The following is an 18,232-nucleotide window of genomic DNA, read 5'->3' as shown; positions in this document are numbered from 1 at the left end:
ACGCATGAAGCGAATGGCCGGACTTTCCGCACTTGCCTTGATTATCTCCAGCACCAGTGGCTGTGGATGGATCTGGGGCCCGGAAGGTTATTTCCGTGACCGTGGTAGTGATTACCTGGAAGCGCAACAGACTGCACCGATGCAACTGCCGCCGGATGTCCATACCTCCAAGCGTCTGGACCCGTTGCTGCCGATTCCGCGCAACGTCGCCGATGACACGTTCAAGGGCGAATACGTCGTTCCTCGTCCGCAGCCGTTGTCGGCGATTGCCGATGCCAGCGATTACAGCCTGCAAAAAAGCGGCGATACGCGTTGGGTCATGGCCCAGCATCCACCGGCTGAAGTCTGGCCAGTGGCTGTGCAGTTCTTCCAGGACAACGGTTTCCGTCTGGATCAACAGCGCCCGCAAACCGGCGAGTTCACCACGGCCTGGCAGCGTCCTGACGAGCTTTCCGCGGCGATGGCCAAGCGCCTGAGCAGTACCGGCGTTGGTTCTGACAGCCAGACTCGCGTGCGGGTGCGCATCGAGCCTGGCGTGCAACGCAACACCAGTGAAGTCTACGTGGTCAGCGCCGAACGTCCTGCCGGTAGCACCGCCGATGTCGCGTTCACCAATCGTTCGGTCAACACCGGCCTGGACGCTGCGCTGATCGACGACATGCTCGCCAGCATGAGCCGCACGTCGGAGAAGGGCGGTTCGGTCTCGATGCTTGCCTCGCGTGATTTCGATACGCCAAACCGTGTCAGCCTGACTGAAGACGGCAGCGGTAACCCGGTGCTCAACGTCGGTACCGACCTTGACCGTGCCTGGTCGAGCGTAGGGCGCGCGCTGGAAAAGGGTGAATGGCGTGTTGAAGACATCAACCGCAGCCTGGGCCTGTACTACATCAACCTTTCCGAAAAAGCCGAGAAGAAAAACGAGAAGCCAGGTTTCTTCAGCAACCTGTTCGGCAGTGCGCCGAGCAAGGAAGAAGTTGAAGCCCGCGCCGAGCGTTATCAGGTTCGCCTGAGCAAGGTTGGCGAGAACGTACAAGTGACCGTCGAGAAGAACATCAACACCGTTGCGCCGGCTGAAGTGGCGCGCAAAGTGTTGGGCGTGATTCAGGACAACCTGGGCTGATCAGATGCGTTTCGCCGTTCTCGGCAGTGGCAGCCAAGGGAATGGCACGCTGATAGCCAGTGATGACACGTACGTTCTGGTCGATTGTGGTTTCTCCTTGCGTGAAACCGAAAAACGCCTGCTGCGCCTGGGTGTAAGCCCGACGCAGCTGAGCGCGATACTGGTGACCCACGAACATGCCGACCACGTGCATGGCGTGGGTTTGCTGTCTCGGCGCTACAATCTTCCTGTCTACCTGAGTCGCGGTACCCTGCGCGGGATGCGCAAGCCGGTTGAACCGGCAGGCTTTGTCGCCGGTGGTGAGCAGTTGCAGATCGGCGGGCTGAGTATCGGCGTCATTGCCGTGGCCCACGATGCACTGGAACCGACGCAGTACGTCTTCAGTGACGGTTCGCGGCGTTTCGGCCTGCTGACCGACCTTGGTTCGTACTGCGCCACGGTGCTGGACGGTTATCGGGATCTCGATGCATTGATGATCGAATCCAATCACTGCCGCGACCTGCTGGCCCGCGGTCACTACCCGTACTTTCTCAAGCAGCGGGTAGGCGGTGAACTGGGACATTTGAACAACCATCAGGCCGCAAGCCTGGTGGCCGAGTTGGGCTGGCAGGACCTGCAACACCTGGTACTGGCCCATCTGAGCAGCAAGAACAACCTGCCGCAGCTGGCCCGGCAATGTTTTGTCGACACCCTCGGGTGCGACCCGGACTGGCTGCAATTGGCCGATCAAGATTCAGGGCTCGACTGGCGACATATCGCCTAGCCCATCTACTTAGCAAGCGGAGCCCATCATGGAAAAACGTGAAGAACTCTACCGCGGCAAAGCCAAATCGGTTTACAAGACCGATGACGCTGACCGCTTGATCCTGCTGTTTCGCAACGACACCTCGGCGTTCGACGGCAAGCGCATCGAGCAGCTCGACCGCAAAGGCATGGTGAACAACAAGTTCAACGCCTTCATCATGCAGAAACTCGAAGAAGCCGGTGTGCCGACCCAATTCGACAAACTGCTGGGCGACAACGAGTGCCTGGTGAAGAAGCTCGACATGATCCCGGTCGAATGCGTCGTGCGTAACTACGCCGCCGGCAGCCTGGTCAAGCGTCTGGGCGTCGAAGAGGGCATGAAGCTCAACCCTTACACCTTCGAACTGTTCCTGAAGGACGACGCCAAGGGCGACCCGTTCATCAACGAATCCCACGTCGTGGCATTCGGTTGGAGCAAGGCCGAGCAACTGGTTCGCATGAAAGAACTGTCGCTCAAGGTCAACGAAGTCCTGAGCAAACTGTTCGACGATGCCGGCCTGCTGCTGGTCGACTTCAAGCTTGAATTCGGCGTGTTCCACGGTGAAATCGTCCTCGGCGACGAGTTCAGCCCGGACGGCTGCCGCCTGTGGGACAAGGCCACCGGCAAGAAAATGGACAAGGACCGCTTCCGTCAGGGCCTCGGTGACGTCATCGAAGCCTACGAAGAAGTCGCCAAACGCCTCGGCGTACCGCTGTAATCGACGCAAGCATCTGATAGCACGGAAAAAAATTCACTCAGGGGGGTTCGCTTCCGCTGAATGTGCTGTTATGATGCGCGCCGTTGGAGAGATGCCAGAGTGGCCGAATGGGACGGATTCGAAATCCGTTGTACCTTCACCGGTACCTAGGGTTCGAATCCCTATCTCTCCGCCATTATTGAATAAGACTAAGCCCCTGAAATTGTTAAAGATTTCAGGGGCTTTTTCGTTTCCGTCATATTGCTTAGGGCATTTCTAGGGCATAAAAAACACCCTGTATACCGCTCTAATCCGCTCTAAATGGGTGACCATAGATTCATTAGACCACTACAGTTGATAAGCGCTCACGGGGCTAACCCTGTCAGGTTTACCGCATGTCAAACAAAGCGCTACGCATATTGATCGTTGATGGGCAGCATTTTCAGCGAATACAAATCAAAAAATGCTCAATCAACTGGGCTATTGCCGAATTGCTCCCTTCAGTTCATTTCAAGAGGTGCAGTCGGTGACCCGCACTCAAGGTCAGCCTTTTGATCTGTTGATTATTAACACCGCCCTGGTGCACTCAACGGAATTCAATTTTTAAAGTACTGCCATGAGAACCCTCGAGTTTGCCATGCGCTTATCTATGAGGGGCGGCGCACGGAATGCTCGGTGGTGTCGGTATCTCGGGCTATTGACGGCGATTTGAGGTTCTCGAAATACGGTCGTTGGCCGGTCATAACCAACGTCATTTTTATCATGACCCGCCCATAGCAATTAAGAATCGCCTGATGTCCCAGCGCGTTCGGCCTGCTTATGGTGTGAGGATGAAACTGAAGACTTGCCTGCACCAGAATATCTCAACCCTCATCTCGCCCGCGGGCGCTCCGAATGCTTCCGTATGCCGACAAAAAAATACAGTCCAACTGACTACCTTATGTCTGATGGGTGTGTTTGTTTTCGGAATGGCTTTAGAGGTGAAGGGGGCTGAGTCAGTCAGCACACTTTCCAGCACACGACGCCTGCAGGATCAGCAACTGGAAAGGCTGCAATCGCAAGCCTTGAAACGCCCCGACGTTCTTTCCAGCTCACCTCAAGAACCGGGCGAAACCCTGGAGTTCCCGAGTGAAACACCTTGCTTCGTTGTTCACTCGGTCGAGTGGCGGGGCGCCGCGGAGTTTCCATGGCTGCCTCGTACCCCGTCGATCCAGGGGCATTGTGTGGGAGGGGAAGGGCTGGGCATCTTCAGGCGTTGGGTGGCGAAGCAATTCATGGCTCGCGGGTATGTGACGACCCAGGCAGTCATTCCGCCGCAGGATCTGTCCAGCGGTCGCCTGATCGTCGAGATTCTCCCCGGTCGCATCGGCGAGGTGCGCGAGCAGCCCGATAGTCTTGGCTGGACACGTCCTGTGTTCCCGGCTGCAAATGGCGCGTTGTTGAATGTTCGTGATCTTGATCAGGCACTTGAAAACGTACGTCGCCTGCCGGGGCAGGTCGTCACGGCTTTCGACCTGATACCGGGCTCGGCCATGGGTGAGAGCGACATTGTCATACGGCATCCGCAAGACGCACGCCGTGTCTTTGGCCTATTGACCGCAGACAACTCCGGTATTGACGCCACCGGCCGCAATCAGCTGGGTGCGGTTGTGGCGATTGACTCTCCGGCAGGCCTCTACGATCAGCTTCTACTCACCTACAACTCGGACGTCGAGTTCAGCAATCACACGCTCGGGACCTACTCAAAAAGTGCGGCCTGGAATATTCCAATGGGGTATGCGTCGTTTTCTCTGGGTGCCAGCGAGTGGGGAAGCAAACAGGAACTGCTCAAGGATGCGGACGGCAACAGTGTGCCGTTCACTGCAAGAACCCGTCGTTTCGATGCGGGGCTCGGCTATGTGGCCTATCGCTCCAGCCACAGCAAGGGCAAATTCAACTTCCGGCTGGTGCGTCGGGAGGATCGGTCGTGGGTCAGCACAACCGAACTGCTCCAACTGCATCGGGATATCACCAGCTACGAATTCAGCTTCGCCCATCGCGAGCAACTGACAGGCAGTACGGTTAATGTCGAATTCGTGTTGCGTGGCAGCCTGCCAGGGATGAGCGAATCGCCAGGTGCTGTCTATGAAGAGCAGGACTGGAACGGGCGATATCGGATCTTCACCGTCAGGGCATCGGTCGAGACGGCATTTCTCGCTGGCGGCAAACACCTGGGTTATCAGAGCGCGGTCTTTTTCCAGTACGCGCCTGTTCCGGCGCCTCCCACCGAATACCTGCAAATCGGCGGCCGCTACACGGTGCGTGGCTTTGACGGCAATACCACGGTCGCCGGCCCTGGTGGCTGGACCTGGCGCAATGAAATCGCGACGGCTGCCTTTTGGGGGAGCCAAGTCTATACGGCTTTCGATGCCGGTCAGGTATCACCCATTGGCAGCCAGCAGCCTGGCGGACGAACACTGATCGGCAGCGCGATCGGTCTGCGTGGCAATGCAAGTACCTTCGGCTACGACCTAGCGCTCGGGATGCCACTCAAAACGCCCGTTTACTTGCACGGCCGCACGCTATCGCTCGACTTCTCGGTCACCAGCCGCTTCTAGGTCGACTCCATTGCGCGACGACTTTCCTATCAATCCAACCATGGAGGGCACCGACACACGCCAACCTATTACGTCAATCAGCGCCCGTGTTCACCGCGCGGTCGCTTCTTCGAATCCAGACATTGAGGTCATAATGACAATAACTGTTCAACACTCTATTCAACGTAGCCGAGCGCCATCGAGGCGTACCGAACTGGCGCTGGCACTCATGGTAGCGCTGCCGATGCTGCAGCAGACCGCGTATGCACAGCCGGGGGTTGTCATCGACCCGAGCGCGTCGCTGCAGCCTACGCTGTCTGCAGTCAATGGGACCCCGGTAGTGAACATCGTTGCACCGAACGGCTCAGGCATTTCGCACAACTCGTTCACAGATTTCAACGTGGGGCAGGCCGGGCTGATTCTCAACAACAGCAGTACCGGGACACAGACAACGCTTGGTGGGGCGCTCGCTGGTAACAGCCTTCTGAACGGGAACTCTGCGGGCGTTATCCTGAACGAAGTCACTGGCCGGGCAGCCTCCAGTCTCAATGGGATGATTGAGGTCGCGGGGCCAAGTGCGCGGGTGATTGTCGCCAACCCCAATGGCATCTCGGCCAATGGCGCGGGTTTCATCAATGCAAACCGTGTGTCACTTGTCGCCGGTAAGGCTGTGTTTGACGAGAGTGGTAACGTGTCCCGCTTCCGGACAGAGAACGGCCAGATTCGTGTTGAGGGCGCCGGTCTCGATACATCCGGCGCCAATGAAGTCGATCTGGTCGCACGTACCTTGCAAGTCAATGCCAAGTTGCAGGCCCAAAAACTCAACGCCGTGGCTTTGAAAGGCGAGGTGGATGCTGCCAACCCGACGAATGTCACCCAAACAGGGGCTGCCGATAGCCAGCCCGAAATCGCCATTGATGTTGCTCAATTGGGCAGCATGCACGCCGACTCGATTCGTCTGGTCGGGAAATCCGCCGGGGTGGGTGTGAATGTGGACGGTAAGGTCAAGGCCCTCACCGGTAGCTTGTCTGTCTCGTCAGACGGAAAGGTATTGATTGCCTCCACGGGGGAACTGGAGGCGAATCAAGCGCTTTCCGTGGCGGGGGGCATGCACAACAGGGGCATGGTCAAGGGTGAGAATGTGTCCATTGCCGGTAGCTCTGTTCAAAGTGAAAAAGCGTCAATGTTGGCAAGCGGTTCGCTCTCCGTGGCTGGTGAGTTCAGCAATAGTGGTGAGGTTCGCAGTGGCGGCTCAATGAGTTACGCCGGTAATCTGGAGAACCATGGCACTGTTCGAAGTGGTGGCTCGATAAGCATCGCCGCCGGCCAGATAGTCAATGACAAGGTTATACACAGCGATAACTCCATGAGCCTCACAGCCGGTAGTCTGCGCAATGACCAGGCAGGTTCGATCACCAGTGCAGGCCGGTTCTCCAGCGTCATCGGGAGTCGGATGAATCAAGGTGTCATGGGCGATGGTTTCCAGCAGTCGCCAGCCAAACCGGTTGCGCCGGTGACCACTACGCCGAACGTCGCTCCAGGGGCAGTAGCTGGTAGCGCTTCTTCCGGTACGGCGCAAGCTCCGCAGCAGAACATCGGGAACAGCAAGCCGAATGGCAGCACGATTGCGCAGAATCAGGCGCAAGTCATAAACCAGCCGATGACCTATCCCTCTTTCGGGTTCGCCCCCGTTCAGTGGCAAGCACCGGTTGTGACCTACCCGATATCTATCTGGTCCGGGTTTCAGCCTGTGGCCTACCCGTCAGCACCTGCCTGGAAACAGCCAAACTACCAGTTCGCACAACTGAGTTACTGGTGATTTGATTTGATTTGATTTGATTTGGTCGGGCGGGTTGATGTCTTTCGATCCGTCCGGCTCGATTTCTGCTCCTGAAGGTGCTTTTTGAAGCTTGCGACAGTAATGCAGGCCCTATCTCTGCGCCATTTCATAGAAAAAGCCCCCGTAGCTGAAAAGTTACGGGGGCTTTTTCGTTTCTGGCGTTTTGTTTGCCTCACGCCCGGCGCCGATTCAGGCTGCGACGTGCCGCAAAAAACCGTTCCTGGTACGCCGCTTCAGCGTTCCCCCAGCGCCTCTTCCAGGGGGGCAGTCTCTGTTTTGAACAGAAGCCAGACCAGGCAGAAGCTGATGCTGTAGATCGAGGTCATGATCATCATCGGGTAGACGCTGCCATCCGAGAGTTTGCCGGTGACGAAGCCGCACACCGCGGTCATGGCCATCTGGATAAAGAAAAACAGCCCGGACGCGGTGCCGGCTATGGCCGAGAAGGGTTGCAGTACCGCCAGTTGGCAGGCCGGGATGGCGATACCCACCGAGAGCATGATCAGCAACATCGGGCAGACGATCGACAGCAGCGCCTCGGGCCAGAGCCGGGTCGCCATGATCAGTAGCGACGAGCCCACCAGGTTCAGGGCGATGGCGTAGCCGATCAGGGCATCGGCATCGTGTCTGGCGGACAGGCGGCGGAACAGATTGGAGCCCAGCACATAACCGGCCACGGTGACGGCGAACACTTGGGCATATTCCATCGAGGACAGGTGCAGGGTGCGTTGCAGCAGGGTCGAGGACTCGGCGATAAACGGAAAATAGGTGCAGTACACGCAGCCTATGGCCAGGGAGTAGCGCAGGAAATAGCGGTCGCGCAGCAGCCGCGCGTAAATGCGCAGGGTGCCTTGCTGGCGTGTATCGGGCTGGGCGGACGGACGGGTTTCCGGCAGCAGCAGGCTGATCAGGATCAGCGCCAGCGTGGCAATCACGCTCAAGACCACAAACACCCCACGCCAGCCGAAGGCGGTTTCGATAAGGCTGCCGATAATCGGGGCCACCATCGGCGAAATGGCCATGCCCATGGAGATCCGGCTGAGCAGGCGGGTCTGTTCATGGCGGTCGAAACGGTCGCGGACCATGACCCTGCCGATCACCGTGCCGCAGCAGCCACCGAGGGCCTGGAGCATCCGGGCGACGATCAGCACCTCGACATTGCGGGCGAGTACGCACACCAGGGTCGCCACCAAATATAGCGCCGTGCCGCCGATCAGCACTGGCCGCCGGCCAAAACGATCGCAGAGCGGGCCGCCGATCAGCATCGAAAAGGCATACCCGACCATGTACAGGGTGAGCGTCAGTTGCAGTTGAGCATCGCTGGCATGCAGGGCGTCGGCCATCGCCGGCAACGAGGGCAGGTAGATGTCGATGGTGACGCGTGGCAGGCAGACGACCACCAGCAACAGCGCGGACCAGATCCAGGGTGCCAGGTTAGATTTTACAGGCATGGGTTACTCCGTAGGGGCGAGCAATGGCGAGGCGTGGGGAGCGGCGGGCGCCGAGAGGTGCGAGGGCAGGCCACGGATCAGGTCTTCGGCCATGTGCTGGGCACGCTTGGCGATCATTTCCAGCGAGGAGACGAAGAAGTAGGTGCCGCTGGTCATATGGCCCAGCAGGCGCAGGTGCGGATCGGGCTGTTGGTGCCTGTCGAGCAGTGCACCACTGGCAAACTCCACTTGCAGGCCACCTCGTTCGTCGCGCAGTGCATGGCCGTCCTGCTGCAGTTGCCAGAGCACGCCGGAGTCCTTCTCGCATTCCACCCACTTGGCCGCGCCGGTGGCGTTCACCACGTAGTCGTATTCGCAGGTTTCGGCGGTCGCCGCGTAACAGGCCTTGATCAGGTCTTCCTGCTGCCCCTCGAAACGTACATCGCCTGCCAGCAGGCGCAGTCTGCCGGTTTCGATCAGGGCCTTGAGTTTCAGGGCGTTGGCCAGCGGCATGGGCGCACGACGGGCCAGCCAGTCCTTGGCGAAATGCTCGGTGATGGTCTGTTGGTCGGCGCTGTCCAGGGCGTTCCAGGCGTACTCGATCACTTCATTGGTGGCGGCGAGGACCAACTGCCAGTCCCTGCGTTGGGTCGCGGCTGCGACTTCGTCGTGCAGGTGTTGCAACGGGTCGCTGTCGGAGCGGAAAAGCGTTCGCCAGTCGCAGTGAATCGCCCGCAGCTCGGCCCGCAGCAGGCGCAACAGACTGCGCAGGGCCAGGTGTCGGGCACCGCCTTGAGTCAGTTGCTCCAGGGCCGCGTGGGTGAGGAACTGCAGCGGATGGCGCGGTCCGGGCAAGCCTCGGACGAAGGGCAGGCGACCGCTGCGCGAAATCATGTCGATCTGGCCGGTGAACTCCAGCGCCTGGAGACTGAGTACCACGTCCACCGCAGTCAGGCCGCTGCCGATCACGCAGATACGCTGGCCGATCAGGGTCGGGGCGATCTGCTCGCTGATGGGGTAGGGGCTGCGGATAAAGCGGTAATGATCGTCCAGTCCATAATGATCCCGTGGACCGGTATTGCCCACGGCGAGCACCACACGGTCGGCGAAATGGGTTGAGCCCGCGGTGCTCAGGCGGTAGCGGCTGTCCTTGTCGATCGCCGTGACCCGGGCTTGCACCACCTCGATCTGCAGGTGCTTGCGACGGGCAATGGCGCAGGTCTCGGCGAAGAAATCGCTGAGAAAACGCCCGAATATTGCGCGCGGCACGAAGGCTTCCGCCAGGTCGGTATTGGAAACGGCCTTGAGTTCTTCAGCGTGGTGCGCCTTCCAGCGCAACCAGGCGCTGAAGGTGGAAAAATCCCGGGCGCACACTGACATGGTTTCCGCCACGCGGTTGAGCAGCAGCGAGTCGACGTCCGGGTGGTAAGCCAGGCCCGGGCCGATGCTGTTGCGTGGTTCGAAGACCTGTATGCGCATCCCCCGGGCCTGTTCGGCGCTGATCGAGGCGACGAAATGATGCAGGAACGCTACGCAGGCGCCACCGCCGCCAATGATCGCGAGGGTGAATTCGGGGTGTTGTGTTGTAGAAGCCATGTCGCTCTCGGGTATCCATTACAGGGCCGCGACGTTAGGCGCTTTGTGGTTTAATTCTGAGAGCCGTTAATTAGTATTTCGACTGGACCACTATGAGCCGAGGAAAGGTTTCCGTTCCCCTTGATCTGCCCCAGCCCGGCAGCCTGAGCGATGGCAGCCGGGTGTTGACCAAACAGGAAAGCGCCTATGAGGCGTTGCGCGGCGCGATTCTGGAAAAGCTCCTGCCCGCCGGTAGCCAGTTGCCTTCTACGCGAACCCTGGCGCAGCGCTGGTCGCTGTCCCGGGGAACGGTGGAAATGGTCTTCGACCGCTTGCGCAGCGAAGGTTACGTGACCCGGGTGTCGGGTTCGGGGACTCGTGTCAGTGCGGTGGTGCCCGATCTTTTTATTCGGGCGCCGCAAGCCCGGGCGGCCCTCCAGGCACGGGAGCAGCAGACGCCAGCAGCACCGCCGCCGGCGCTGGAAACCGCGGTCAGGGTAGGGCTGCCCTTCGTGGCGCGCCTGGCGGACCCGGCGCTGTTCCCCATTCGCGTGTGGTCGCGGGCCGTGGCCAAGGCCATGGCCGAAGCCTCGGCGCAGTTGCTCTGTTCGCCAGACCCCGGCGGCATGCTGACCCTGCGCGAACAGATTGCCGATTACCTGGCCAAGTACCGTGGCATCCGCTGCAAGCCGGACGACCTGATCGTGACCACGGGCATTCGCCACTCCCTGGACCTGGTGGCCCGCAGCGTGGTGACGCAGGGTGACAAGGTGTGTGTCGAAGATCCGGGTTACCTGTCGGCGAAAAGGATCTTCTCCATGGCCGGAGCACGGCTGGTGTATATCCCGGTCCTCGAAGACGGTATCGACGATGGGGCGCTGCGCCAGCACGGCGATGCCCGGCTGCTCTATGTCACGCCCGCGCACCAGTCGCCGCTGGGGGTGACCCTTTCGGTGTCGCGGCGCCTGGCCCTGCTGGACTGGGCCAGTCGAACCGATGCCTGGGTGGTGGAGGACGACTACGACAGCGAATTCAATTACAACAGTGCGCCACTGGCGGCCCTCAAGGCCCTGGATCGCAATGATCGAGTGATCTACTGCGGCAGCTTCAACAAGACCCTGTTCGCCGGGCTGCGCGTCGGTTTCATGCTGGTTCCCGGGGCGTTGCGCAATCGCCTGCTGGCGACCCTGCAGACTACGGGCCGCTCCGTTGGGGTCACCGAGCAGGCCGCACTTGCGGAATACATGAAGAGCGGGGCATTCGTGCGTTACCTGCGTTCGGCGCGCCAGGCCTATCAGGAACGCCGTGACGCGCTGCTGGCCTGTCTGGCGGAACAGGCGCCGGGAAGTTATTCGGTTTCCGGGCAACATGCCGGTCTGCACTTTGTCCTGGAGTTGCCTGCGGGCAGTGACGAATCCGACTTCTGTCGCCGTGCCAGCGCCATCGGACTGGCCTTGCAACCGGTCAGCGAGTTCTGTCAGGAGGTGCGACGGCCGGCGGCGGTGATGATCGGGTTCACGGCCCTGAGCCTGTCGCAGATCCGCTTCAGTGGCCGCAAGCTCGGGCAGCTGCTGGCCGGGCAGGCGGCATTTCTCGCATCAGGCTCAGGCGGTGAGAGGACCATAAGCCGCGCGCTGAAGGCGACTTAGGGTCCATTTTTTTGTAATGATGGCCTTGAGCCATCGCCTGGGCTCCATTATGCTCACTCGCGTTTTCAGGGATAGCCGCCGACACTCCGGTCTTCATTCGCAGACCCTGATGCGACGTTTACCGTTACTCCCTCATTTGGCCATCAAGGATCGACCATGCTCCGTTTGCTTTCTATCTCCCTGTTTGCCCTCGTTCTCACTGGCTGTGCTTCATCTGCCAAGATTGAGAATATGCAGGTCAATCCCGCGCAAGCACAAACCTATGACGTTGCGCTTCGCGACAACATGAAAGTCGACAGTGTCGGTGGCGGCAGCACGACCAACCCGTTGTGGACTTCGCAGATTGAAAGCGCGGACTTCCGTTCGGCACTCGAGCAATCGTTGAGCAACGCTGGCCTATTGGGTAAGAACAGCAAGGCAAACTACGCCCTGCGCGCCAATCTGGTCAGTCTCGACCAGCCGCTGATCGGTCTGAACTTCACCGTTACTTCGATGGTTGAATACAGCCTGGTAGAGAACGCCACGGGCCGGGTGATCTGGACCGACAAGGTCAAGGCTCCCTTCACCGCCGGTGTCGGTGATTCCTTCTTCGGTGTGAAACGCCTGCGACTGGCGAACGAAGGCTCGGCGCGGGAGAACATCAATGAACTGCTCAAGCGCCTGGCTGGGCTGAAGCTTGGCGCTGGCCAGGTGTCGCTGGCCCAGTAAGAAAGCGTTTGCCCCCGTTATTTTGGGGGCGGATCCCTAGCTCCGCGCCAGACATGGAAAAAGCCCCCGTAGCTGAAAAGTTACGGGGGCTTTTTGCTTTCTGAATACAAAAAGAGAACCCCGGCCAATGCCGGGGTTTTTTATTGTCGTTGGAACGGCTTAGGCCATCGCAAGGCCCGGCCGAATCCGCGCCGAACGAACGGCAGTCACCAGCGCCAGAATCGGCGCAATGGTAAACAGCGCAAACAGCCAGCGCGCAGCGTTTGCGGTGCCTTCGACATTGTTCGGGTCATTGAGTCCCGCCATGTTGGCGATCATGCCGGCCAGTGCCGCGCCGAGTGCGGTGGCGAACAGTTGTACGGTGGTGATGGAGGATGCCGCCGAGTCCTGGTCTTCGGCCGAGGCCACTTGCAGGACCCGGGTCAGCAGGTGTGGCCAACCGATGCCGATGCCGAATCCCACCAGGGTCAGGGCAATGCAGATCAGAGTGAGCAGCGCCCAGTCTCCACCACTGTCGAACGGTATGGCGACGGCCAGGATGATCAGCCCGACCAGCACGAACACCGGGCCGCTGATGATTGCGCGACGTACGCCACGCTCGCGCCAGCCGGAGCTCATCACTTCAGACAACGTCCAGCCAGCCGCCATGAGGGCCGCCAGGTAGCCGGAAATCAGCGGTGTCTGCCCGTGCAGGGTTTGCAGGAAGTACGGCACGAAGATTTCGCTGGTCATGCCGACCACCAACAGCCCCATGGTCGCGTACAGCGCAAAGAGTGGGGTGTTGAGCCGCAAGGCATCCTTGGGCAGCAGGCGGGTCAGGGTGCTGGATTCATGACGAATCAGGAAAAACACCAGCAGCAGGCAGAGACCGATGCCGAGCAGATTCCAGGTCGGAAGCGACGAAGCGCTGCCGATGCATACCGAGAGCACCGCCGCAGCCAGCAGGAACAGTTGCAACAAGGGCAAGCGGCCCACGGGCGGTTGATTCATGTCACGTTTGGGCAATACGCTGCTGGTGAGCAGGATGTACGCCAATGTCACCGGGACCAGGGTGCCAAAGGCTAAACGCCAGGCATCCATTTCCGCAAAAATGCCGCCGATGGCCGGGCCGATCAGGGTGGCGATCCCCCACATGCCCGAGACCAGGGCCATGGCCCGAGGCCAAAGGCGTTCTTCGAACACCAGTTGAATCATCGAGTAGCACAGGGCGAACATCAAGCCGCCGCCCAGGCCTTGAACCGCGCGACCGACCAGCATCACCGGCATGCTCGGTGCCAGGGCACAGATGAGGCTGCCGGCGAGGAACAATAACGAGGCTATCGCATAGGAAACGCGTGGCCCTGTACGTTGCAGGATTTTGGCCGTGAGCGCGGAGCCGAGGATCGATGCGACGACGAACAGTGTGGTGTTCCAGGCGTACAGGTCGAGCCCGCCGATTTCCTTGACCACGGAGGGCAGGATAGTCGTAGCGATGTAGATATTGATCGCGTGCAGCGTAACGCCTCCTGACAGTGCGATGGATCGCGCGGCGTTTTTTCCGGAGAGTAAATCGCTCCAGCTGCTTTCTTCCGTAGACATACAACCTCCTGCTGAGGCTCGCGACCCGGCGGATAGCGAGAGTTAATTGCCTGTTTTCAAGGCTTGGGTTAGATTTACCAAGTAAATTCTTTAAATATTTAAGCTGCGGGGTCCGCTGTTTGTCAAAAAAATACTTGGAAAACCAGGGTGAAGCATCGCTGTCGCCTGCCGACCGACTGCTTCACATGCTCAAGACTCGCGGCCCGCAACTGGCGGCCGATGCCGGGCGCGCGCTGGGCACCACGGGGGAGGCGGCGCGCCAGCAGTTCGTCAAGCTGACTGCCAGCGGCTTGGTGGAGGCCCGGTCAGAGGCCCGAGGCGTGGGGCGCCCGTCGCAGGTCTGGCACCTGACGGCGGCCGGTCATGCGCGGTTTCCCGATACTCATTCGGAGCTGACCGTGCAGCTCTTGCAGACCGTGCGCGAGACCTTCGGGCCCGAGGCCATCGATCGTCTGATCGACGTTCGCGAGCAGCAGAGTCGCACCTTGTACCTGCAAGAACTGGCCAGTGCCGAGACCCTTCAGGAACGGGTCAAGCGCCTTGCGGCCCTGCGTGCCAGCGAGGGCTACATGGCCGAGTGGAGTGAGCAACCGGACGGGGCCTTTGTGCTGATCGAAAACCATTGCCCGATCTGCGCGGCGGCGACCGCGTGTCAGGGTTTCTGCCGTGCCGAACTGGATGTGTTCGAGCAGGTTCTGCAAGCCAGGGTTGAACGCGTGGAGCACATTCTGATGAATGCCCGCCGTTGTGCTTACCGCATTACTCCGGTCTGAAGTGCCCTCGAGATACTCATTTGCGGCACACCAGGGCCAGCTGATCGCGCTGCCGGGGAAGGCCCCGGCAACGATGTCAGTGGGGGAGGGTTACTGAGCGGGAATCACTGCCTGCCATTTTGGCAGGGCGGTCTCCAGGCGCTTGCCGAACTAGCAGGGAAAGATCGTCCACGCGAATTGTTAGTCTGCGCTCCGTGGGGTCATGGCGTAGGGGATGCGGTAGAGATTGCGGATGATCGGCGTCATCAGTTTGAGCATCCAGCGCGGCTTGTTGGCAACGGCCTCGAGGGATTCTTCCAGGGCCTTGAGGACCTGGCTGATTTGCGCGGTGCTGATGGTCAGCGGTGGATAGAAACGCAACACCGGCGCCGAGGCTTTTTCGTTCAACGAGTGCCCTGAGTGAACCCCGCGTTTGCTCAGTTCCATGCTGATCAGGTTTTCCCAGACCGCGCCCTTGAGGCGTAAACCGGTCATCAGGCCAATCGCTGGAGCATCGCTGATGATCTGCGGGTAGGCTTCGGCCAGTAGCTGCAATCCCTGGCACAACTGTGTGCTGGCGGCCTGGGATTTTTCGATCAGTTGGCCTTCTTCAATCGCACGAATCGCGGCCAGGGCCGTTTCGCAGGCATAGGGCAAACCGCCCTGGCCGCAGACCTGATCTTCAAGAGGGTCGAGTGGCTGCCGGTCGATCAAGGCGCGGCTGTACATCACCGCCGCGATGGCTGCGTAGCCGCCGGTCAAGCCCTTGGACAGCACCATGATGTCAGGCACCACGTTGTCGTAATCGACGGCGAACCATTTACCGCAGCGACCGAATGCCGTCTGGATTTCATCGGCGATCATCAGGCAACCGTGGGCGCTGCACAACTCGCGGATCCGCGCGTTGTAGCCGGCTTCGGGCAACGTCAGGTGGGCGCCGCCGAGGATCGGCTCGATGTAGACCGCCGCCACCTGGTCGGTGATGGCGTGTTCCAGGGCGGCGAAGTCGCCGTAGGGAATGAAGTCGACCATCACGCGGTTCAGGCCATGCTGGTTGCTCTGGTACTGCTGGCCGAGGATCGCCATGGTGGTCAGGGTCTTGCCATGGTAGGCATTGCGCATGACCACGATCCGTTTGCGCGGCAACTGCCGTTTGAGCGCATAGCGCAAGGTTTGCTCGATGGCTTCGGCACCGGTCATGGTGTAGCGCACATCGCCCCACTCGCCCGGCGCCAGACGCTTGAGGGTCTCGCTCAACTGGTGCTGCGAATTGTGGGTCAGCCCCTCGGGCTGCCAGGCCATCCGGTTCAGTTGACGCTGGCTGGCGTACTTGACCTGAGGGTTCTGGTGACCGACCAGGAATATTCCATAGCTGCACGCACAATCGATGAAGTGCGTGCCGCGATGGTCGGTGACGATCGCCCCTTCGGCAGAGCGTTCGATGCCGGTATTGGCAATGCGATAAAGCTTGGCCGCCGAGGGCGTCCAGTGTTTGTAGCAGTCATCCACCAGGCGGTTAAGCAGCATATTGCAAGGTCCTTTTTATCAGGTGTGCGGCGTCGACCACGCGCTCCGTGCGCGCGACCAATGGGCAACGCAAGAGCAGTTCGCGCCCGCTTGGCCGGCGAATGTGCACACCGGCGGCGTACAGCGCCCGTTGCGCCTCGACGGCTTGCTCGGTGCTGGCCAGCGGAACCTTGACGATGCCACCGATGGCCTTTGCGTTGAGGTCGGCCAGTTCGTTGGCCAGCGCCTTGCCGTTGTCGAGACTGCGCTGGTCCAGCCGCTGTTCTTGCGCATAGCGCAGGGCGGTCCGGGCCGCGATGCACGATGGCGGGTTTCCGGCGGTGGTGCTCCCGTGTTTGGCCGGCGAGGCTTTGCCGTAGGCCTTGTAGGCCAGCGCATGACTGCAGGTGTAGGTACCGATGGGGATGCAGCCGCCGCCCAGGCTTTTGCCCAGGACGACGATGTCCGGGCGCGCACCGGACAGGTTCTGCGACAGCAGATGCCCGACGCTGCCCAGGCAGGTGTCGACGTCATTGAACAGGGTCACAATTCGCTGGCTGTTGGCGATCCGTTCCAGGCTGGCGATCAGCATCGGGTCGACCGCTTCCAGCAGCCCGTTGGCGGCCGTGCGCAACGGGCCGTAGCACAGGGCAAAACAGTCCTGCCAGATCGCCATGTCCGGCAGGTCGTGCACCGAGTCGACGTGCACCACCTTGATCCCCAGAAACTCCCCGGACTCCGGATAAAGCCCTGGGGCGCTCAGGTAGCGCCCGTAAGACAGCGAACCGTACGCCACGCCCCCCACTGCGATCACCGTGCGCCGATGGGGGTTGAGCGAACGCGCGAGTTTCAGCGCACCTTCAAACGCCTCGTCGCCAGAGTTGCAGACATACGAGTTCTCCAATCCTTCGGGCATGAACTCGCTGAGTTGCTTGCACAACTCGATCAACGGCGCGGACAGCAGGACACGGTTGGACAGGCCGATTTTATCGACCTGCCGACTCACGGCCTGCACCACCTCAGGTACTTGCAGGCCGAACCCGCCACTGAGGTCAATCAGTTGATGGCCGCGGTTGTCGATGAAACTTTCGTACTGGCCTTCGACGGCCCAGGTCTGCCCTGGGTGAATCGTCACGGCGGCCATTATCGATAGCTCAGTGCATTGAAGATGCGACGCTGGTCGTCGATGATCGCTTGCCGGCCGTGCATCACCCGGCGGTTGTCGATCATCACCAGGTCCAGGTCCTGCCAGCCTACGGTGTGCGTGTTGCGTTCGGTGACCTCGGTGATTTCCGCCAGCAGATCGGCGGGGATCTCTTCGCCGTTCTCGAAGTCGATCACCGGTTTTTCGTAGTTGAAGGACGGCCCGAGAATGCTGTTGGCGAAGGCCGGGTGCTCACAGAAACTGGAGGTCTGGCACGCCGGGACACTGTAGGCATAGGCCACGCAATCGGTGTCCGGATTGTACTCCATCCGGGTGTTGGGGTCCTGGCCGATGATCTCGTTCAGGTGTTCGAAACTGGCGTCTTCCAGCTGCTGGATCTCCGGTTTGTAGTAGCTGACGATCTTGCGCCACTTTTCGCCCGTCACCGTGCGGCGGTAGCGGATGCGACTGCTCTCGAAGCGCTGACGGGCTTCTTCGCTGAGTTCCTGGTAGACCTTCACCCCATCGCACAAAGTGGTTTGCGAACCCTTGGTAGGGGCGATCTCGCAGAAGAACCACGTCAGGTCCGGCCAGATCGGCGCGTTGCCGTTTTCGCAGTGCAGGCCTACCGCATCGGTGCCGGCGTCCACCAGTTGTGCGACGCCTTTGGCGATCACCCGGCCTGGGTCCAGGCTCAGGCGCGAGCTGTGTTTTTTCACGAAGGCACCGAACTCGTCCAGCGACTTGATGCAGTTGCGGAAGATAATCACACCGGCGTTCGAAAGCTCTTCGAAAACCGCCGCAGTGTCGGCGTTCAAGGCATACGCGCGATCGGTGATGACACTTGCCTGATAAATGGATTGAGTCATGTCG

Annotated in this window: 14 protein-coding genes and 1 tRNA gene; 9 read left to right on the top strand and 6 right to left on the bottom strand. The window is 60.3% G+C overall.

Going from position 1 to position 18,232, the window contains the following annotated elements; all coding sequences use genetic code 11:
* Nucleotides 1–4: 4 nt before the first annotated feature.
* From bamC to AC1DIH_RS04740, 6 genes are all read left to right on the top strand, one after another.
* Complete coding sequence (gene bamC, locus AC1DIH_RS04765; protein WP_427530310.1) at nucleotides 5–1,120, top strand: outer membrane protein assembly factor BamC; 1,116 nt, start codon at nucleotides 5–7, stop codon at nucleotides 1,118–1,120.
* 4 nt (nucleotides 1,121–1,124) lie between these two features.
* On the top strand, nucleotides 1,125–1,883 hold the full coding sequence (locus AC1DIH_RS04760) for an MBL fold metallo-hydrolase (RefSeq protein ID WP_477770791.1): 759 nt from the start codon (nucleotides 1,125–1,127) through the stop codon (nucleotides 1,881–1,883).
* Between the two features lie 28 nt (nucleotides 1,884–1,911).
* Entirely contained in the window at nucleotides 1,912–2,622 is a 711-nt protein-coding gene (gene purC / locus AC1DIH_RS04755; RefSeq protein ID WP_477770790.1) for a phosphoribosylaminoimidazolesuccinocarboxamide synthase, read from the top strand.
* Between the two features lie 85 nt (nucleotides 2,623–2,707).
* Nucleotides 2,708–2,797, top strand: a tRNA-Ser gene (locus AC1DIH_RS04750).
* 634 nt (nucleotides 2,798–3,431) lie between these two features.
* The gene (locus AC1DIH_RS04745; RefSeq protein ID WP_477770789.1) at nucleotides 3,432–5,198 is read left to right on the top strand and encodes a ShlB/FhaC/HecB family hemolysin secretion/activation protein; all 1,767 of its coding nucleotides are present in this window, start codon (nucleotides 3,432–3,434) and stop codon (nucleotides 5,196–5,198) included.
* A 223-nt stretch (nucleotides 5,199–5,421) separates the two neighbouring features.
* Nucleotides 5,422–6,996, top strand: a complete 1,575-nt coding sequence (locus AC1DIH_RS04740; RefSeq protein ID WP_477770788.1) for a filamentous hemagglutinin N-terminal domain-containing protein — start codon at nucleotides 5,422–5,424, stop codon at nucleotides 6,994–6,996.
* 254 nt (nucleotides 6,997–7,250) lie between these two features.
* On the opposite strand, the gene AC1DIH_RS04735 is transcribed toward AC1DIH_RS04740, so the two are convergent.
* A complete protein-coding gene (locus AC1DIH_RS04735; RefSeq protein ID WP_477770787.1) occupies nucleotides 7,251–8,468 on the bottom strand; it encodes a multidrug effflux MFS transporter in 1,218 nt (405 codons plus the stop codon).
* A 3-nt stretch (nucleotides 8,469–8,471) separates the two neighbouring features.
* A complete protein-coding gene (locus AC1DIH_RS04730; RefSeq protein WP_477770786.1) occupies nucleotides 8,472–10,043 on the bottom strand; it encodes an FAD/NAD(P)-binding protein in 1,572 nt (523 codons plus the stop codon).
* A 92-nt stretch (nucleotides 10,044–10,135) separates the two neighbouring features.
* Between AC1DIH_RS04730 and pdxR the strand changes: the two genes are divergently transcribed.
* Together pdxR and AC1DIH_RS04720 are read left to right on the top strand one after the other, a co-directional pair.
* Nucleotides 10,136–11,671 (top strand): MocR-like pyridoxine biosynthesis transcription factor PdxR, encoded by a 1,536-nt coding sequence (gene pdxR / locus AC1DIH_RS04725; RefSeq protein WP_477770785.1) that lies wholly within the window; start codon nucleotides 10,136–10,138, stop codon nucleotides 11,669–11,671.
* A 231-nt stretch (nucleotides 11,672–11,902) separates the two neighbouring features.
* Complete coding sequence (locus AC1DIH_RS04720; RefSeq protein WP_054598261.1) at nucleotides 11,903–12,379, top strand: hypothetical protein; 477 nt, start codon at nucleotides 11,903–11,905, stop codon at nucleotides 12,377–12,379.
* Between the two features lie 159 nt (nucleotides 12,380–12,538).
* Here the strand turns inward: AC1DIH_RS04720 and AC1DIH_RS04715 are convergent, their stop codons facing one another.
* Entirely contained in the window at nucleotides 12,539–13,957 is a 1,419-nt protein-coding gene (locus AC1DIH_RS04715) for an MFS transporter (RefSeq protein ID WP_477770784.1), read from the bottom strand.
* A 185-nt stretch (nucleotides 13,958–14,142) separates the two neighbouring features.
* Between AC1DIH_RS04715 and AC1DIH_RS04710 the strand changes: the two genes are divergently transcribed.
* Complete coding sequence (locus AC1DIH_RS04710; protein WP_477770783.1) at nucleotides 14,143–14,730, top strand: helix-turn-helix transcriptional regulator; 588 nt, start codon at nucleotides 14,143–14,145, stop codon at nucleotides 14,728–14,730.
* 180 nt (nucleotides 14,731–14,910) lie between these two features.
* On the opposite strand, the gene AC1DIH_RS04705 is transcribed toward AC1DIH_RS04710, so the two are convergent.
* Genes AC1DIH_RS04705 through AC1DIH_RS04695 form a run of 3 tightly spaced genes read right to left on the bottom strand, consistent with a single transcriptional unit; the run spans nucleotide 14,911 to nucleotide 18,228 of the window.
* Nucleotides 14,911–16,236, bottom strand: a complete 1,326-nt coding sequence (locus tag AC1DIH_RS04705) for an aspartate aminotransferase family protein (RefSeq protein WP_477770782.1) — start codon at nucleotides 16,234–16,236, stop codon at nucleotides 14,911–14,913.
* Entirely contained in the window at nucleotides 16,226–17,359 is a 1,134-nt protein-coding gene (locus AC1DIH_RS04700; protein ID WP_477770781.1) for an aminotransferase class III-fold pyridoxal phosphate-dependent enzyme, read from the bottom strand. Before AC1DIH_RS04700 ends, AC1DIH_RS04705 begins: the two co-directional genes overlap by 11 nt.
* Complete coding sequence (locus AC1DIH_RS04695; protein ID WP_477770780.1) at nucleotides 17,359–18,228, bottom strand: TauD/TfdA family dioxygenase; 870 nt, start codon at nucleotides 18,226–18,228, stop codon at nucleotides 17,359–17,361. The genes AC1DIH_RS04700 and AC1DIH_RS04695 overlap by 1 nt, the downstream gene beginning before the upstream one ends.
* Nucleotides 18,229–18,232: the final 4 nt, after the last annotated feature.

This window comes from Pseudomonas sp. 05N36 (assembly GCF_056397385.1).
This window is presented reverse-complemented; position numbering and strand designations above follow the sequence as displayed.